Source organism: Flavimobilis soli (genome assembly GCF_002564025.1).
Classification (GTDB): domain Bacteria; phylum Actinomycetota; class Actinomycetes; order Actinomycetales; family Cellulomonadaceae; genus Flavimobilis; species Flavimobilis soli.
The window spans coordinates 829,881-844,500 of the sequence record NZ_PDJH01000001.1 but is presented as its reverse complement, the minus strand read 5'-3'; the positions used below and the strand labels follow the sequence as shown (position 1 = coordinate 844,500).

Genomic DNA, 14,620 nt, shown 5'->3' with positions numbered 1-14,620 from the left:
GACGGTCGGTGGGCCGGCACCGCGCCAGGCCGTGCAGAGCATGCCCGTGCACGCGTCGTCGGCCGCAGCCTCCCAGCTCGCGCCCGCGTTCCCGCAGCGCGCGCCGTGGGGCACCGCGACGAAGCTCCGTGCGTGGCAGGCGGAGGCGCTCGAGCGGTACCGGGCGACGCAGCCGCGCGACTTCATGGCGGTCGCGACGCCGGGCGCCGGCAAGACGACGTTCGCGCTGCGCCTCGCGACCGAGCTCCTCGAGGCGGGCGTCGTGCGCCGCGTGACGGTCGTCGCGCCGACCGAGCACCTCAAGCACCAGTGGGCGGACGCCGCGGCGCGCGTCGGCATCAAGATCGACCCGTCGTTCCGCAACAGCCAGGGCCGCCACGGCGCGGTGTACGACGGCGTCGCGATCACGTATGCGCAGATCGCCGCCAACCCGGCGCTGCACCGCGCCCGCACCGAGGCGGACCGCACGCTCGTCATCCTCGACGAGGTGCACCACGGCGGTGACGCCCTGAGCTGGGGCGACGCGGTCCACGAGGCGTTCGAGAGCGCGACCCGCAGGCTCATGCTCACCGGTACACCGTTCCGCTCGGACACCGCCAAGATCCCGTTCGTGCGCTACGAGCGCGGCAACGACGGGATCCGACGGTCGTCGGCCGACTACACGTACGGCTACGGCCAGGCGCTGCGCGACCACGTCGTGCGCCCCGTCATCTTCATGTCCTACTCGGGCAACGTCCGCTGGCGCACGAAGGCGGGCGACGAGATCAGCGCGCGCCTCGGCGAGCCGCTCACGAAGGACATGACCGCGCAGGCGTGGCGCACCGCGCTCGACCCGAACGGCGAGTGGATCCCGTCCGTCATCGCGGCCGCCGACAAGCGCCTCACGGAGGTGCGTCGCTCGGTTCCCGACGCAGGCGCGATGATCATCGCGACCGACCAGACGGACGCCCGCGCGTACGCGGGCCACATCGCCCGGATCACGGGGGAGTCGCCGACGGTCGTCCTGTCCGACGACGCGGGCGCCGGTCAGCGTATCGAGGAGTACTCGAAGTCCGACTCGCGCTGGCTCGTCGCCGTGCGCATGGTGTCCGAAGGCGTCGACGTCCCGCGCCTCGCCGTCGGCGTCTACGCGACGTCGGCGTCGACGCCGCTGTTCTTCGCGCAGGCCGTCGGCCGTTTCGTGCGAGCCCGGCGCCGCGGCGAGACCGCCTCGGTGTTCCTCCCGAGCGTGCCGCAGCTCCTCGAGCTCGCGCACGCGATGGAGGTCGAGCGCGACCACGCGCTCGACCGTCCTGAGAAGCCCGGGGAGACCGAGGGGCAGCTCGAGGACTCGCTCATCGCGGCCGCCAACCGTGAGGACAAGGCGGCAGGGGAGCTGCTCGGCTCGTTCGAGGCGCTCGAGGCGCAGGCGTCCTTCGACAAGGTCCTGTTCGACGGCGGCGAGTTCGGGCTGGGCGCCGACGTCGGCTCGGACGAGGAGCTCGACTTCCTGGGCCTGCCCGGGCTGCTCGACGCCGACCAGGTGACGACGCTGCTCCGGCAGCGCCAGGCCGGTCAGATGAGCCGCGGCGGCTCGGACGCGGCGCGCGAGGAGATGGACCACCGCAGAGCGGCCGAGCTGCGCCGCGAGCTCAACCAGCTCGTCGCCGGCTGGGCGCGCCGCTCGGGGCAGCCGCACGGCACCGTCCACGTCGAGCTGCGTCGACAGTGCGGCGGGCCCGAGGTCCCGCTCGCGACCGTCGAGCAGCTCGAGAAGCGCGTCGCGCTCGTGCGGCGCTGGTTCGTCGGCAAGCGCTGACGACGGCTCGCGCGCGAGCGACAGCCCGGCTCAGCCGAGGTCGACGACCTTCGTCGAGAGCGCGGGGTCGCCCACGGACAGCCGCAGCGCGTTGAGCGGGAGCTCCGCGCGCACGCGGGCGTGGTGCTCGGCAGCACGCCGCACGCCCTCCGCGCCCGTGTACGCGGTGTCGATCTCGCCGTCGACCACGAGGTCGACGTGCAGGGGGCGGGCGCGTCCCGGCGCCTCCCAGGCGGCGACGGCCTCGGGGGACCCGACCGCGACGATCTCGCCCGTCGCGCGCCCACGCGCGTCGAGCGCACGGGCCGCATTCTTCGCGCCGCCGACGCTCGCCTTCGACGCGGACGCCTTCGCGACGCGCTCGAGCTCGCCTGCCGCGTTCTCGCGCGCGACGACCTTGTAGACCATCGAGCACGTCGGGTGGCCCGAGCCCGTCACGAGCTGCGTGCCCACGCCGTACGAGTCGACCGGGGCGGACGCGAGCGCCGCGATCGCGTGCTCGTCGAGGTCGCTCGTCACCGTGATGCGCGTGCCGGTCGCGCCGAGCGCGTCGAGCTGCTGGCGAACCTCGACCGCCTGCACACCGAGGTCTCCCGAGTCGAGGCGCACCGCGCCGAGGCCCGTCCCCGCGACCTTGATCGCGCGCTCGACGCCCTGTGTCACGTCGTACGTGTCCACGAGCAACGTCGTGCCCGCACCGAGCGAGGCGACCTGGGCAGCGAAGGCCTGCTCCTCGTCGTCGTGCAGGAGCGTGAAGGCGTGCGCGGCCGTGCCGATCGCGGTGAGGCCGTACCGGCGCGCCGCCTCGAGGTGCGACGTTCCGACGAAGCCCGCGACGACGGCGGCGCGCGCCGCGCCGACCGCCGCCTCCTCGTGCGTGCGCCGCGCGCCCATCTCGAGGCACGGGCGGTCGCCCGCGGCCGCGGTCATGCGCGACGCCGCGGCTGCGACGGCGGAGTCGTGGTTGAGGATCGACAGCGCGAGCGTCTCGAGCACGACCCCTTCCGCGAACGTCGCGTCGACGACCATGAGGGGGGAGCCAGGGAAGTAGATCTCGCCCTCCGCATAGCCGCGGATCGTGCCGGAGAAGCGGAAGTCCGCGAGGTACTGCGCGGTCGCCTCGTCGACGACGCCGTCGGCGAGCAGCCAGTCGACCTCCTGCTCGCCGAAGCGGAAGTCCGCGAGTGCCTCGAGGAACCGTCCGGTCCCCGCGACGACCCCGTACCGGCGGCCTGCTGGCAGGCGTCGCGTGAAGACCTCGAAGACGCACCGGCGGTGGGCGGTCCCTGCCGCGAGCGCCGCCTGAAGCATCGTGAGCTCGTACTTGTCCGTGAGCAGCGCCGAGCTGCGCGTGGGGTGACCGGTCATCCTCTGACGGTATTGCACGCTGTCCTAGGCTGGCACCGTGACAGGTCGGGACGACGGGATGCAGCGGGACGCCGAGGAGCGGGGCGCGACCGCGACGATCGCGCGCCCGGACGACCCGTGGGTCACGATCGTGTGGAACGACCCGGTCAACCTCATGAGCTACGTCGCGTACGTCTTCGAGTCGTACTTCGGCTACACCCAGTCCAAGGCGGAGCAGCTCATGCTCGAGGTGCACCACGAGGGCCGCTCGGCCGTCTCGACAGGCAGCCGTGAGCAGATGGAGCGTGACGTGCAGGCGATGCACGAGCGCGGGTTGTGGGCGACGTTCGAGAGGTCGGGGCGCTGATGCAGGTGTTCCGTGTCGACGACGAGCACCCCGAGCGGTTCGTCGCGCGGCTGACCCGGGACGAGCGCTACGTGCTCGCCCAGGTGGCCGAGCAGGTCATCGAGCTGCTCGAGTCGGAGGTCGTGGGTCTCGACGTCGACGACGGCGAGACGGACGTCGACGTGCCGGAGGGCTGGCCGCTCACGGGGGTCACGTCCGAGGTGCCGGCTGCGCCGGCCGACTCAGCGATCGCCCGTCTCCTGCCTGACGCTTCGCCGACCGAGCCTGAGGCGTCGGCGGAGTTCCGGCGTCTGACGCAGCAGGACGTGGCTCGGAACAAGGTCGCGCGGCTCGTCGACCTCATCGGTCGGCTCGTGCGTGCGGAGGAGTCGGTCAGCGCCACGTCGGCCGGTGCGTTCTTCAGCGAGGACGAGCTCGGGCTGGGGGCGCGCGACGTCGTCGTCGGTCGTGAGGAGGCTGCCGATGTCGCGGCGGCGCTCACGGACCTGCGGCTCGTGCTCGCGGACCGGCTGGAGATCGACGACGAGGAGTCGGCGGAGGCGCTCGACGCGGCTGTCGCTGCGGCGTGGGAGGGGCGGCCGGACTCTGAGCACGGGCTGGACGACCGGGTGCGTCTGCTCGGTTCTGTCTACGTCCTCACAGGGTTTTTGCAGGACTCTCTCGTGGAGCTCATGCTCGCCGACCTCAGGAACCGCTGATTCGCAACTTGAAACGGTGTGATGGGTATTACCACCCTGGTGTTATTTGCTCGGCGTGCGGCCAGCAATATCCACCTGCATGGTTGAGGGGAAAGGCGACCTGACCGGGTCGTCCAACGAGAGGAGAATTCTCATGCCTAGCTGGCTTCTGATTCTGATCGTCGGTGTCATCCTCATGATCATCGGTTTCTCCGGGGTGGGCTCGCTCCTCGTGTGGATCGGTGTGGCCGTTCTCGTCGTCAGCCTCATCCTGGGTCTGGTGGGTCGCGGACGTAGCAGGGCTTAAGCGGTAGCCCCTCAACCCCTTCGTCGTGGGGCGGTCCTGGCCATTCGGCCGGGGCCGCCCCGTGGCGTTTCCCGCGAATGCCCGCGAGCGGCGCGGGCGGCCGAGTGTGAAGTGCGGCTCAACGTGACCCGGCGCACCGCGTGCGTCAGGACCGTTCGCTAGGCTCGGAGCCGTGAACGACGCGCCCATCGGCATCTTCGACTCCGGCGTGGGAGGTCTGACGGTGGCGCGGTCCATCCTCGACCAGCTCCCCCAGGAGTCGATCCACTACATCGGGGACACTGCGAACAGCCCCTACGGCCCCAAGCCGATCGCCGCGGTGCGCGCGATGGCGCTCGAGATCATGGACCGCCTCGTCGACGAGGGCGTCAAGATGCTCGTCATCGCCTGCAACTCCGCCTCCGCCGCCGTGCTGCGGGACGCGCGCGAGCGCTACACCGTCCGCCACGGTGTACCGGTCGTCGAGGTGATCCTCCCCGCCGCCCGCCGAGCGGTCGCCGCGACCCGTTCGGGCCGCGTGGGAGTGATCGGCACCCGCGCGACGATCGACTCCCGCGCCTACGACGACGCGTTCGCGATCGCGCAGGACGTCCACCTCGTCTCGCAGGCGTGCCCCGACTTCGTCTCGCTCGTCGAGTCCGGCACGACGTCGGGCCCCGAGGCCATCGAGGTCGCCCAGCGCTACCTCGAGCCCGTCCGCGAGGCTGGCGTCGACACGCTCGTGCTCGGCTGCACGCACTACCCGCTCCTGACCGGCCCGATCTCCTACGTCATGGGGGAGGGCGTCACCCTCGTCTCGAGCGCCGAGGAGACGGCGAAGGACGTGTACCGCACGCTCGTCGCCCACGACCTCGCGCGCAGCCCCGAGGCAGGCCCGCCGCAGCACCGCTTCGTCGCGACCGGCGACCCGACGTCGTTCCACGCGCTCGCACGCCGGTTCCTCGGACCCGAGGTCACCGCCGTCGAGGGCGAGAACCACCACGACCTGGTGAGGCACTCATGAGGCTGACCGTCGTCGGCTGCTCCGGATCGATGGCCGGCCCGCAGTCGCCCGCCTCCAGCTACCTCGTCTCCGCCGACGACGCGGACGGGCGCACGTGGACCGTGCTGCTCGACCTCGGCAGCGGCGCGTTCGGGCCGTTGCAGTCGTACGTCGAGCCGAGCTCGCTCGACGCCGTCGCGATCACGCACCTGCACCCCGACCACTACATCGACCTCTGCGGCCTGTACGTGTATCTGCGCTACCACCCGGAGCACGGCCAGGACGCCCGCGGCACGTGCCGCCGGATGCCCGTGCGGGGGCCCGCCGCGACCGACGAGCGCGTCGGCGTCGCCTTCGGTCTCGGCGAGGCCGAGTGCCTGTGCTGCTTCGACCTCGGGACGTGGGACCAGCCCTGGCAGGTCGGCCCTCTGACGATCGAGCCGTACGCCGTCGACCACCCGGTCGAGGCGTACGCGCTGCGCATCACCGGCCCGAGCGACACGGGTGACGGCGACGTCACGATCACCTACTCGGGTGACACGGACGCGTGCGACGCCATCGTCGACGCCGCGCGCGGCGCCGACCTGTTCCTCGTCGAGGCCGCGTTCCAGGAGGACCGCGACGAGGCGCGCGGCATCCACCTGACCGGGCGCCGCGCGGGCGAGGTCGCGACCGCCGCCGGAGCCCGCCGGGCCGTGCTCACGCACCTGCAGCCCTGGACGAGCCCCGACGTGATCCTCGCCGAGGCGCGCGGCACGTACGCCGGCCCCGTCGACCTCGCCCGTCCGGGCGAGACCTACGTCGTCTGACCCGAACCCACCCCGCCCGCGAGAGCTGGAGAGCGACATGACCGTGCCTGCCCAGAACGTCCCGGCGAGGCTCGTCCTCGCGTCGCACAACGCGCACAAGCTCGGCGAGCTGCGCGCGATCCTCGTGCCCGCGGACGGTTCCGGCGTGCCCGGCCTCGACCCCGGGTCGGTCGTCTCGGCTGCCGACTTCGGGGCACCCGAGCCCGTCGAGGACGGGCTCACCTTCGCCGCGAACGCGCTCATCAAGGCGCGCGCCCTCGCGAAGGCCACCGGCCTGCCGGCCGTCGCCGACGACTCGGGCCTCGCGGTCGACGTCCTCGGCGGTGCTCCCGGCATCTTCTCGGCCCGCTGGGCCGGCAAGCACGGCGACGACGCGGCGAACCTCGACCTCCTGCTCGCGCAGCTCTCCGACATCGCCCCCGAGCACCGCGGCGCCCAGTTCGTGTGCGCGGCAGCGCTCGTGACGCCCGACGGCGTCGAGCACGTCGAGGAGGGCTACCTGCGCGGCACCCTGCTCACCGCTCGTCGCGGCACGGGCGGGTTCGGCTACGACCCGATCCTCCTGCCCGAGGGCAGCGAGCGGACGACCGCCGAGCTCACGCCCGACGAGAAGAACGTGATCTCGCACCGCGGCCGTGCGTTCCGGGCGCTCGCGCCGCACATCGCCGCGGCACTCACGAACGCCTGACAGCCGCGCTCACGAACGCCTGACAGCCGCGCTCACGGGCGCCTGACGTCCGCGCGCCCCCGCGCCTGACCGCAGTGCCTACGCGCGCCTGACGGCCGCGCTCGGGACCTCGACGGAGCTGCGCCTGCGCGTCAGCTCTCCGAGAGCCCCGGCAGCAGCGACCGGCCGCCCAGAAGTCGGGCGAGCAGCCGCCACCCGACGAGGAAGAGTCCCAGGAAGCACAGCGCGACGACCACGAACGCCGTCGCCGTACCACCGCCCGTCGCCGCGCGCAGCAGCATGCCGACGCCCCACGTGACGAGCCACAGGAGCACTCCCGTCGGCCACGCGGCCCGGGGAGCGCGGTGCGCACGCAGCGCCAGCCAGCCGACGGCCAGCGCGACGAGGAACGGCCACGCCGTCCCCGCAAGGCCTGCGATCCCGACCGCCTCGTCGTGGCTCGCTCGCCCGACCGCGGCGAACACGAGCACGGCGAGCGCGTCCGTGACGGCCGCCGTCACGACGACGCTCCGCGGCGTGCGGGCGGGCGGCAGCGGCGTGCCGAGCAGGTCGTGCGGGTTGTCGTGCTCGATGCGGTCGGTCATGTGCCCACGGTAGCGGCCGTAGGCTGGGATGCCGCAGCCGCCCGACGCGACCCCAGGAGACCGATGCCCACCGTGCACCTCGTCGCCGACGACGTCGCCTACGGCTACCCGGGGCGCCAGGTCCTCGAGCACGTGACCGCGCACGTGTCCGCGGGGCAGCGCCTCGCCGTCGTCGGTGAGAACGGCAGCGGCAAGACGACGCTCCTGCGCGTGCTCGCGGGCGAGCTGGCACCGTCGGCGGGCGAGGTGCGCTGCGAGGGTGCCGTCGCCGTCGTGCCTCAGGAGATGGAGCACGAGCCGGGCCGCACGGTCGGTGACGAGATCGACGAGGCGCTCGTGCACGTCCACGAGCTCGCCGCGGAGCTCGACGCCGCGACGCGCGACTTCGACCACGAGCGCGGCGACCTCGCCGCGCTGACCGAGCTGCTGGCGCGCGCCGAGCACGTCGCTGCGTGGGACGCCGGACGGCGCGTCGAGGAGGCGTTGTCCCGGCTCGGCGCGTGCACGGACCGTACGCGCGAGCTCGCGCACCTGTCGGTCGGGGAGCGGCACCGCGTGCGGCTCGCGTGCCGGCTCGCGCAGCGCGCCGACGTGCTGCTGCTCGACGAGCCCACGAACCACCTCGACGACTCTGGCATCGAGTACCTGACGGCGCAGCTCCTCGAGACGCGTGCGGCCGTCGTCATCGTCACGCACGACCGCATGCTGCTCGACGACGTCGCGACCGCGATCCTCGACCTCGACCCCGCGATGGACGGCCGCCCGGTGCTCTACGGGCAGCCGGGCTACCTGTCGTTCCGCTTCGCGAAGAACCAGGCGCTGCACCGCTGGCGGCAGCGGTTCCGTGCCGAGACGAAGCGGCGCGAGGTGCTCGCGCAGCGGCTCGACGCGTCCTACGAGGGGCTGTCCGACGAGTGGCGCCCGCCGAAGGGCTCGAACAAGAACCGGCGCGGGACGCGCGCGCGGATCCACGTGAAGGCGGCCGACCGGCTGATCGAGCGGCTCGAGGCGCAGGCCGTCGAGGTGCCCGTGCCGCCTGCGGAGCTGCACTTCCCGGACCTCCCGGCGATGGCCGAGGACTGGCCGCGCGCCGCGGCCCTCGAGGTGCTCGCTGTGCGCAGCCCGCGCGCCCCGGGCCGGCTCGACCTGCCGGGGACGCGGATCGCCGTGCCGCCGTCAGGCAGGCTGCTCATCACAGGCGGGAACGGCACGGGCAAGTCGTCGCTGCTCGCGGTCCTCGCGGGGACGCTCGCGAGCGACCGCGGCGAGCGTGTCCTGCTGCCGGGCGCGCGCCTCGGCGTCGTGGGGCAGGAGGGGATGGGCGTCCAGGCAGGCGTCGACCTGTCGGGCCTCGCGGCGTCGGTGGCCGACGGCGCGACGGGCTTCGACCTGTGCGCCCGGCTCGCGCTGCGCCTCCTCGAGGCGGGAGCGCTCGACCCGGAGCTCGTCGTGCCCGTCGCGTTCCTGGGCCTGCTGCCCGAGGAAGACCTCGACCGTCCGGTCGCGGACCTGTCGGTCGGTCAGCGGCGTCGGCTCGACCTCGCGTGCGCGCTGCTCGCAGCGCCGCACGTGCTGCTGCTCGACGAGCCGACGAACCACCTGTCGATCGACCTCGTCGACGAGCTCACGCTCGCGCTGCGGCGGACACCCGCGGCCGTCGTCGTCGCGACGCACGACCGTCGCATGCGTGAGGACCTCGCAGACTGGCCGACGCTCCTCCTCGGCTGAGCGGTCACCATGGTCCCACCGTGAAAGGAGGTCAGCGAGCCCTCGCGAGTGTGTCTTGCCCGCATGCGACGCCGCTGCTAGCATCCGACCGCATTGGAATACTGCCAGGTGAAGGCCAGTCAGGGGGCATAAATGAATGTCAAGAAGAGAATGAAGACCGCGGTTCTGCTTGCCGCCTCCGTCATTGGGGTCCAGTTTGTCGCGCTTCCCAGCGCGCAATCGCTGTATTGCCCGCCGCAGAGCAGCCTTTGTTCGCCTGCTGGCCTTGCGCTCGCTGCGGAGGGCGGCATCGCAGGGCTGGGTACTGCGACGACGGGGGCGGGTGCAGCTACCGGTGCGGCGCTCGCGGCAACGACGGGCACCGCTGCAGGTGTCTCAGGGATAACATTCGGCAATGTGGCCGCAAATGGTCTGGCAGCCGCTGCGGTGGGTGTCGCAGGCTGGCACGCTTCGTCTGTATTCCTGAACGAAGGCGGCGCAACCGGGCTGACGACCGCCCCGCCGAATCCTGGATGGCAGATCCAGCCAGAATTCTCGTTCGCGGGCTGGCAATGGGTCAACATGGGTCAGTACCGATCGGGCAAACTGCGTCTGCATCTCGATTCAGTGCCAGAGTACGGCCAGCTCAAGTCAGAGGCTGACGAGATTCGCGTGACATATCAGCTCGAAGGATCGTGTGAGATCACGGGGTCTAACAACTACACGGCGTTTCCAGGTGTGGAACTGCGAAGCATCTGGACCTATGGCAACGCCGTCTATCACAGCTCGATAATGAACCCAGCCAACTGGAAGGGGGCGTGTCGAGACAGTGCTCTGACCTGGACCGTCCCGGCAAACTTGGGCCCACAGGCCCGGTTTTCCCACATCGTAGGTCGAATGGGCGGCCATGCCGTCAGTGCGAAGGTGAAGGGATCATTCGCTCCCCACCTCTCGGATACCGAGTTTGTGCCGATTTGGTACCCGGAAGGGCATCCGGGGCGCCAGGCGCAAGTCAACGGTGAGGGCGTACTTGCACGAACGCTTATCTGCGTCGGAAATGATGGGCTTTCCCACGAGGTGACCGACTCTGTTGCGATCAACATCGCGCAAGCGGGGGAAGTTCCGCTCTTGGCATTGGATTGCCCGCCAGGCAGCGTCGTCGAGTCGTACGGGGCGAAGTGGTTTCCAGGGGGGCTGGGTTCGACCCCCGAGACCGTCGTTCCAGTGACGGAGACGCCGCAGTGGGTCCGAGATATCCCCACAAATTACCCCGAGTGTCTTACTGCAGATTGCTGGCTGCAGCTTTACAAGTGGGAAGACGGCGAGTACAGGTCTTGCGGAAGCGGGGGCGAAGCATGCCCTGATTGGTACACGCAGGCCGACCGCGCGAGTTCGTACCAGTGTCGATGGGGTGGCTATGTCGTTGAGCTCCACAGGTGCGCGGTATTCCGTGATCCGGGTCGGCTCCTTCCGAACGCCGAGATCGACGGCCAAGGTCGGATGGTCGACTTGATATGGCCGCCACTTGAGCTCGACTCTCGTGCGGTAGGGCGGCAGGTCGTGCGATTGATCGACCGGCACGCAGATGATGCGTGCGGCGCACTCGGTGAGTCCGTGCGTCGCCGCGAGCCTGCGGCGTCAGTGGCCGATGTCGCGCTGGTGTGTCATGAGCTCGGTGTCCTCACGTCGCTGGATTTTCTTAGCCGGACGAGCGGGCTAGGTTCTGCGATTGGGGCACTCGTCTCCGCGGTTGGCCTCGACGAGGAGATATCCCTCCAACCCGACTGCAACGAGGTCGATCTCAACGGAGCCTGCCTTGACGGCACGGCACCTTCGTCACCGCCGGAACCGGAACCGGCGGGCGCAGGCGCGGGAGTCCGTCCGCCGCCGAACTGCCTCGACCCGCATGCGCGCAGCCTTCTCGAAGATTCCATGAAATACCAGGATCACCACATGGCCACGCACTACGGCACGTGGGGCGCGGAGTTTCAACGCATTGCTGACGAGTTCGGCCTCAGCGTGCTTGACGCGGCTCAAGCTTGGAACGTGTATCGAATCAAGCACGCTGGCCCGCATCCGTGGAACTATCACGATTGGGTTTGGCAGAACATGAGGGTCGCGAGCAAGTTAGCTTCGGAAGAAGTGTCTCCTGAATCTCGTAGGGCTCGGTTTACTCTGGAGTTCGAGCGACTGGTTGTCCATGTCGTGCATGAAGATCCAACTATCGTGCGTGCCGCCTATTGGAAGTGCCGCGACTACTACAAGTGGAGGTAACATGAGCGCGCAGTGTGAGCCGGATGGCGGTGCTAGTTTCTGGGAGCTCTCGGGCGATTTTGGGCCCGGAGCGGACCGGGATGGGCACAACAGCGACGACATGCGTCCCCTCGATCAAGAGGGGTGGATCGACCCCGTGCCGGCGCTCTCGTGGAGGTGGTCTGGTCCCCTTTCCCAGCCGATCGATGTTGTAGCTCTCGACAGCCTCCTCTTGTTGAGCGTACGGGCGAAGGAGATAGTTGCCAGACACATCACGGACCGTGATGCAGTGCAATGGGTGCAAACTCGCATCGGTAGGGTGGATGGAGGGGACGACCCGTACTGGTTCCCGCACTTGGTCGAGCATCACGACGTCTTGCACCGTGAAGCGACGACATGGGTCGGTCCGGACAACCCCACGTTGAAGGTGTATTCGCGTGAAGCTCTGGCTGGCCGCAACATCACCGCAGATTCTCGACCGGCACAGCAGATGACTCGTTCGGACGGCGTGGTTGTCACCGTTCCCAGCTTCGTCTTCGGCTGGCTCTACATCGTCTCGGAGGCGATCGCCCGGGATCTTCGTGACGCGAAGGTGACGGGCGCGCGCCTGACCCCGGCCCCGCTCGCCTAGCTGCGAGAGCTCAGACGGCGCGGCCGACGTGTGCCATCGCCTGGCGCAGCAGGAAGCCGCTGCCGCCGTGCATCTCGACCTGGACGGCCTCGCTGACGGCCTCCTCGGGCGTGATCCACGCGAGGTCGATCGCGTCCTGCTGCGGCGTGCAGTCGCCGTGCACGGGGACGACGTACGCCATGGAGATCGCGTGCTGGCGCGCGTCGTAGTACGGCGTGACGCCCGGGGTGGGGAAGTACTCGGCGACCGTGAACGGCTGGGGCGACGCCGGGATCTGGGGGAGCGCGACCGGGCCGAGGTCCTTCTCGATGTGCCGCAGCAGCGCGTCGCGGACGCGCTCGTGGAACAGCACGCGCCCGGAGACGAGGGCCCGCGTCATGACGCCCTCCGGCGTCACACGCAGCAGCAGCCCGACAGCGACGACGTCGCCCGACTCGTCGACCCGCACGGGGACCGCGTCGACGTAGACGATCGGGACCTGCGCGCGGATGCGGTTGATCTCGGCACGGCTGAGCCATCCCGACGGGCGCGGGTTCTCGGACGGGAAGTCGGCAGTCTCGGTCACCCGACAGTTCTATCCTCCCGAGGCCCGGATCGCCGAACGCCGGACCGGGCGCGGCGGGAATACCTTGCGCCTGAGATGGTTGTTCCACTGGAAGCAGAAGAAGAAGGACAAGGAGACACCATGCCCACCACGGCCCTGACCGAGGCGACGTTCGAAGAGACCATCAAGTCGAACGACATCGTGCTGCTCGACTTCTGGGCGTCCTGGTGCGGACCGTGCCGCCAGTTCGGCCCGGTGTTCGAGGCGTCGTCGGACGCCAACCCGGAGATCGTGCACGGCAAGATCGACACCGAGGCCGAGCAGGGCCTCGCGGCTGCAGCTGGCATCACGTCGATCCCGACCCTCATGGCGTTCCGCGAGGGCATCCTGGTCTTCAACCAGCCCGGCGCGCTCCAGGCCTCGCAGCTCGCGCAGGTCGTCGACGCCGTGAAGGCGCTCGACATGGACGACGTCCGCAAGCAGATCGCGGAGCAGGACGCTCCCGCCTCCTGACGCGAGGCTCACGACGACGAAGCCCCGGCCGGGTCACCCGGCCGGGGCTTCGTGCTGTACGCGAGATGGGACTCGAACCCACACGTCCTCAGACACAGGAACCTAAATCCTGCGCGTCTACCAGTTCCGCCACTCGCGCGCGTCGACCTTGCGGACGCGCTCCATCGTACGCGGGCGCTCAGGCGATCTTGAGGTCGCGACGGAGCTTGGCCACGTGGCCGGTGGCCTTGACGTTGTACTGGGCGAGGCGCACGCGCCCGTCGGCCGCGACGACGACGGTCGAGCGGATGACGCCGGTGACGATCTTCCCGTAGAGGTTCTTCTCGCCCCACGCGCCCCACGCCTCGAGCGTCGTGCGCTCGGGGTCGGAGAGGAGCGGGAACGTCAGGGTCTCGTCGGCGACGAAGGCCGCGAGCTTCTCGACCGGGTCGGGGGAGACCCCGACGACCTCGTAGCCGGCGGCCTGCAGGCTCGCGAGGGAGTCGCGGAAGTCGCACGCCTGCTGCGTGCACGCCGGGGTCGCGGCCGCCGGGTAGAAGTACACGACGACGTCACGCCCACGGAGGTCGGAGAGGTTGAACGTCGACCCGTCCGCGGCCGGGAGCGTGAGCTCGGGGGCGATGTCGCCTGGGGCGAGACGGGGCATGTGTTCCTCCTGTGCGGCGCGTGACGGGGTGGCCACAGCCTATGCGGCGGGACCCTGCGGACGGGCATCCAGGGCGTGTGACCTGCGCCTTGGCCCGGTGCTCGCGAGGTCTCACCCGGATCTTCACCTTTGTTCCTGTTGTGCTGTGCGGTGTCCGATGCTGCGATGGTCTCGTCGATGTCGTCCATCTCCGGGGGGAGATGAGCATGAACGCAGAACCACAGAACGGTGCGCTCGCCCGCACCGCTCCTCACGAGCCACGCCCCAGTCGTGACGCCGCGCCCGTCCACGGGTGGATCGAGCGCGACGGGATCGAGTTCGACGACCGTGCGGTCGTCGTCCGCGCTGTCGAGGACGCCGATCCCGAGCCGCAGGTGCCGGTCCTCTCGGACGAAGAGCTGCTGAGCCTCATGGACCCGGCCAAGCTCGTGCTCGACCGCGTCCCGCTCGCGCTCCTCGCGGATCTCGTCAGCCCGTTCGGGCCGGACTCCGAGCGCCTCCTCGCCGAGGAGTCCTGACCTCGGACCCTGCTCAGCCGCGGAATCCCGCCGATTTCGTCTCTACGCAGATCCGGTGTAGTGTTTCTTCTCGTTGCCGAGCGATCGGCAGCAAGAACGCGAGCGGCTCGTCCGCGAGCGGGCGCCATTAGCTCAATTGGCAGAGCAGCTGACTCTTAATCAGCGGGTTCGGGGTTCGAGTCCCTGATGGCGCACAGACCGAACGGCACCCCACGGGGTGCCGTTCGTCGTTTCCGGCCGATGCAGTCC

Annotated in this window: 16 protein-coding genes and 2 tRNA genes; 13 read left to right on the top strand and 5 right to left on the bottom strand. The window is 70.2% G+C overall.

Translation table 11 applies throughout. From position 1 onward, the window contains the following. Positions 1–40: 40 nt before the first annotated feature. Complete coding sequence (locus ATL41_RS03870) at positions 41–1,798, top strand: DEAD/DEAH box helicase (RefSeq protein WP_098458910.1); 1,758 nt, start codon at positions 41–43, stop codon at positions 1,796–1,798. Between the two features lie 30 nt (positions 1,799–1,828). Here the strand turns inward: ATL41_RS03870 and ATL41_RS03865 are convergent, their stop codons facing one another. Continuing rightward, positions 1,829–3,166 carry a nicotinate phosphoribosyltransferase gene (locus tag ATL41_RS03865; protein WP_098457294.1) on the bottom strand — a complete coding sequence of 446 codons (1,338 nt, stop codon included), beginning with the start codon at positions 3,164–3,166 and terminating at the stop codon, positions 1,829–1,831. Positions 3,167–3,224: 58 nt separating this feature from the next. Here ATL41_RS03865 and clpS point away from each other — a divergent pair, with 58 nt between their 5' ends. From clpS to rdgB, 6 genes are all read left to right on the top strand, one after another. Continuing rightward, positions 3,225–3,512, top strand: coding sequence for an ATP-dependent Clp protease adapter ClpS (gene clpS / locus ATL41_RS03860; RefSeq protein WP_098457293.1), 288 nt, complete (start codon positions 3,225–3,227; stop codon positions 3,510–3,512). Continuing rightward, positions 3,512–4,210: a DUF2017 family protein gene (locus ATL41_RS03855; RefSeq protein ID WP_143556563.1), complete on the top strand. Its 699-nt coding sequence runs from the start codon at positions 3,512–3,514 to the stop codon at positions 4,208–4,210. Before clpS ends, ATL41_RS03855 begins: the two co-directional genes overlap by 1 nt. Before the next feature lie 133 nt (positions 4,211–4,343). Further along, positions 4,344–4,496: a hypothetical protein gene (locus tag ATL41_RS13145; protein ID WP_169924490.1), complete on the top strand. Its 153-nt coding sequence runs from the start codon at positions 4,344–4,346 to the stop codon at positions 4,494–4,496. Positions 4,497–4,668: 172 nt separating this feature from the next. After that, entirely contained in the window at positions 4,669–5,499 is an 831-nt protein-coding gene (murI, locus tag ATL41_RS03850) for a glutamate racemase (protein WP_098457291.1), read from the top strand. Continuing rightward, positions 5,496–6,287, top strand: a complete 792-nt coding sequence (locus ATL41_RS03845) for an MBL fold metallo-hydrolase (protein WP_098457290.1) — start codon at positions 5,496–5,498, stop codon at positions 6,285–6,287. The genes murI and ATL41_RS03845 overlap by 4 nt, the downstream gene beginning before the upstream one ends. A gap of 37 nt (positions 6,288–6,324) precedes the next feature. Continuing rightward, positions 6,325–6,975 (top strand): RdgB/HAM1 family non-canonical purine NTP pyrophosphatase, encoded by a 651-nt coding sequence (gene rdgB, locus ATL41_RS03840; RefSeq protein ID WP_098457289.1) that lies wholly within the window; start codon positions 6,325–6,327, stop codon positions 6,973–6,975. 131 nt (positions 6,976–7,106) lie between these two features. Here rdgB and ATL41_RS03835 read toward each other — a convergent pair whose 3' ends face one another. Beyond that, complete coding sequence (locus ATL41_RS03835) at positions 7,107–7,559, bottom strand: DUF3054 domain-containing protein (protein WP_098457288.1); 453 nt, start codon at positions 7,557–7,559, stop codon at positions 7,107–7,109. Positions 7,560–7,622: 63 nt separating this feature from the next. Between ATL41_RS03835 and ATL41_RS03830 the strand changes: the two genes are divergently transcribed. The 3 genes from ATL41_RS03830 (at position 7,623) to ATL41_RS03825 (ending at position 12,150) form a co-directional block, all read left to right on the top strand. Further along, entirely contained in the window at positions 7,623–9,287 is a 1,665-nt protein-coding gene (locus tag ATL41_RS03830) for an ABC-F family ATP-binding cassette domain-containing protein (protein WP_169924489.1), read from the top strand. A gap of 132 nt (positions 9,288–9,419) precedes the next feature. Continuing rightward, entirely contained in the window at positions 9,420–11,540 is a 2,121-nt protein-coding gene (locus ATL41_RS13015; protein ID WP_143556562.1) for a hypothetical protein, read from the top strand. A 1-nt stretch (position 11,541) separates the two neighbouring features. Then, positions 11,542–12,150: a hypothetical protein gene (locus ATL41_RS03825; RefSeq protein WP_098457287.1), complete on the top strand. Its 609-nt coding sequence runs from the start codon at positions 11,542–11,544 to the stop codon at positions 12,148–12,150. A 10-nt stretch (positions 12,151–12,160) separates the two neighbouring features. Here the strand turns inward: ATL41_RS03825 and ATL41_RS03820 are convergent, their stop codons facing one another. Next, positions 12,161–12,715, bottom strand: a complete 555-nt coding sequence (locus ATL41_RS03820) for an NUDIX hydrolase family protein (protein WP_098457286.1) — start codon at positions 12,713–12,715, stop codon at positions 12,161–12,163. A 120-nt stretch (positions 12,716–12,835) separates the two neighbouring features. Between ATL41_RS03820 and trxA the strand changes: the two genes are divergently transcribed. After that, positions 12,836–13,207, top strand: coding sequence for a thioredoxin (gene trxA / locus ATL41_RS03815; protein ID WP_098457285.1), 372 nt, complete (start codon positions 12,836–12,838; stop codon positions 13,205–13,207). Between the two features lie 57 nt (positions 13,208–13,264). On the opposite strand, the gene ATL41_RS03810 is transcribed toward trxA, so the two are convergent. Next, positions 13,265–13,346: transfer RNA gene (locus tag ATL41_RS03810), tRNA-Leu, on the bottom strand. Between the two features lie 39 nt (positions 13,347–13,385). Continuing rightward, complete coding sequence (locus ATL41_RS03805) at positions 13,386–13,853, bottom strand: peroxiredoxin (protein ID WP_098457284.1); 468 nt, start codon at positions 13,851–13,853, stop codon at positions 13,386–13,388. Between the two features lie 206 nt (positions 13,854–14,059). Here ATL41_RS03805 and ATL41_RS03800 point away from each other — a divergent pair, with 206 nt between their 5' ends. Then, the gene (locus ATL41_RS03800; protein WP_143556561.1) at positions 14,060–14,371 is read left to right on the top strand and encodes a hypothetical protein; all 312 of its coding nucleotides are present in this window, start codon (positions 14,060–14,062) and stop codon (positions 14,369–14,371) included. Between the two features lie 121 nt (positions 14,372–14,492). Then, a tRNA-Lys gene (locus ATL41_RS03795) sits at positions 14,493–14,565 on the top strand. Positions 14,566–14,620 lie beyond the last annotated feature (55 nt).

What these genes read in the sequence shown, in the direction of transcription:
- ATL41_RS03835 (WP_098457288.1), bottom strand. Translation starts at nt 7,559, where the DNA reads ATGACCGACCGCATCGAGCACGACAACCCGCACGACCTGCTCGGCACG.
- ATL41_RS03855 (WP_143556563.1), top strand. Translation starts at nt 3,512, where the DNA reads ATGCAGGTGTTCCGTGTCGACGACGAGCACCCCGAGCGGTTCGTCGCG.
- ATL41_RS03845 (WP_098457290.1), top strand. Translation starts at nt 5,496, where the DNA reads ATGAGGCTGACCGTCGTCGGCTGCTCCGGATCGATGGCCGGCCCGCAG.
- ATL41_RS03800 (WP_143556561.1), top strand. Translation starts at nt 14,060, where the DNA reads ATGAACGCAGAACCACAGAACGGTGCGCTCGCCCGCACCGCTCCTCAC.
- trxA (WP_098457285.1), top strand. Translation starts at nt 12,836, where the DNA reads ATGCCCACCACGGCCCTGACCGAGGCGACGTTCGAAGAGACCATCAAG.
- ATL41_RS03865 (WP_098457294.1), bottom strand. Translation starts at nt 3,166, where the DNA reads ATGACCGGTCACCCCACGCGCAGCTCGGCGCTGCTCACGGACAAGTAC.
- ATL41_RS13015 (WP_143556562.1), top strand. Translation starts at nt 9,420, where the DNA reads ATGAATGTCAAGAAGAGAATGAAGACCGCGGTTCTGCTTGCCGCCTCC.
- clpS (WP_098457293.1), top strand. Translation starts at nt 3,225, where the DNA reads ATGCAGCGGGACGCCGAGGAGCGGGGCGCGACCGCGACGATCGCGCGC.
- rdgB (WP_098457289.1), top strand. Translation starts at nt 6,325, where the DNA reads ATGACCGTGCCTGCCCAGAACGTCCCGGCGAGGCTCGTCCTCGCGTCG.
- ATL41_RS03830 (WP_169924489.1), top strand. Translation starts at nt 7,623, where the DNA reads ATGCCCACCGTGCACCTCGTCGCCGACGACGTCGCCTACGGCTACCCG.
- ATL41_RS13145 (WP_169924490.1), top strand. Translation starts at nt 4,344, where the DNA reads ATGCCTAGCTGGCTTCTGATTCTGATCGTCGGTGTCATCCTCATGATC.
- ATL41_RS03805 (WP_098457284.1), bottom strand. Translation starts at nt 13,853, where the DNA reads ATGCCCCGTCTCGCCCCAGGCGACATCGCCCCCGAGCTCACGCTCCCG.
- ATL41_RS03825 (WP_098457287.1), top strand. Translation starts at nt 11,542, where the DNA reads ATGAGCGCGCAGTGTGAGCCGGATGGCGGTGCTAGTTTCTGGGAGCTC.
- ATL41_RS03870 (WP_098458910.1), top strand. Translation starts at nt 41, where the DNA reads ATGCCCGTGCACGCGTCGTCGGCCGCAGCCTCCCAGCTCGCGCCCGCG.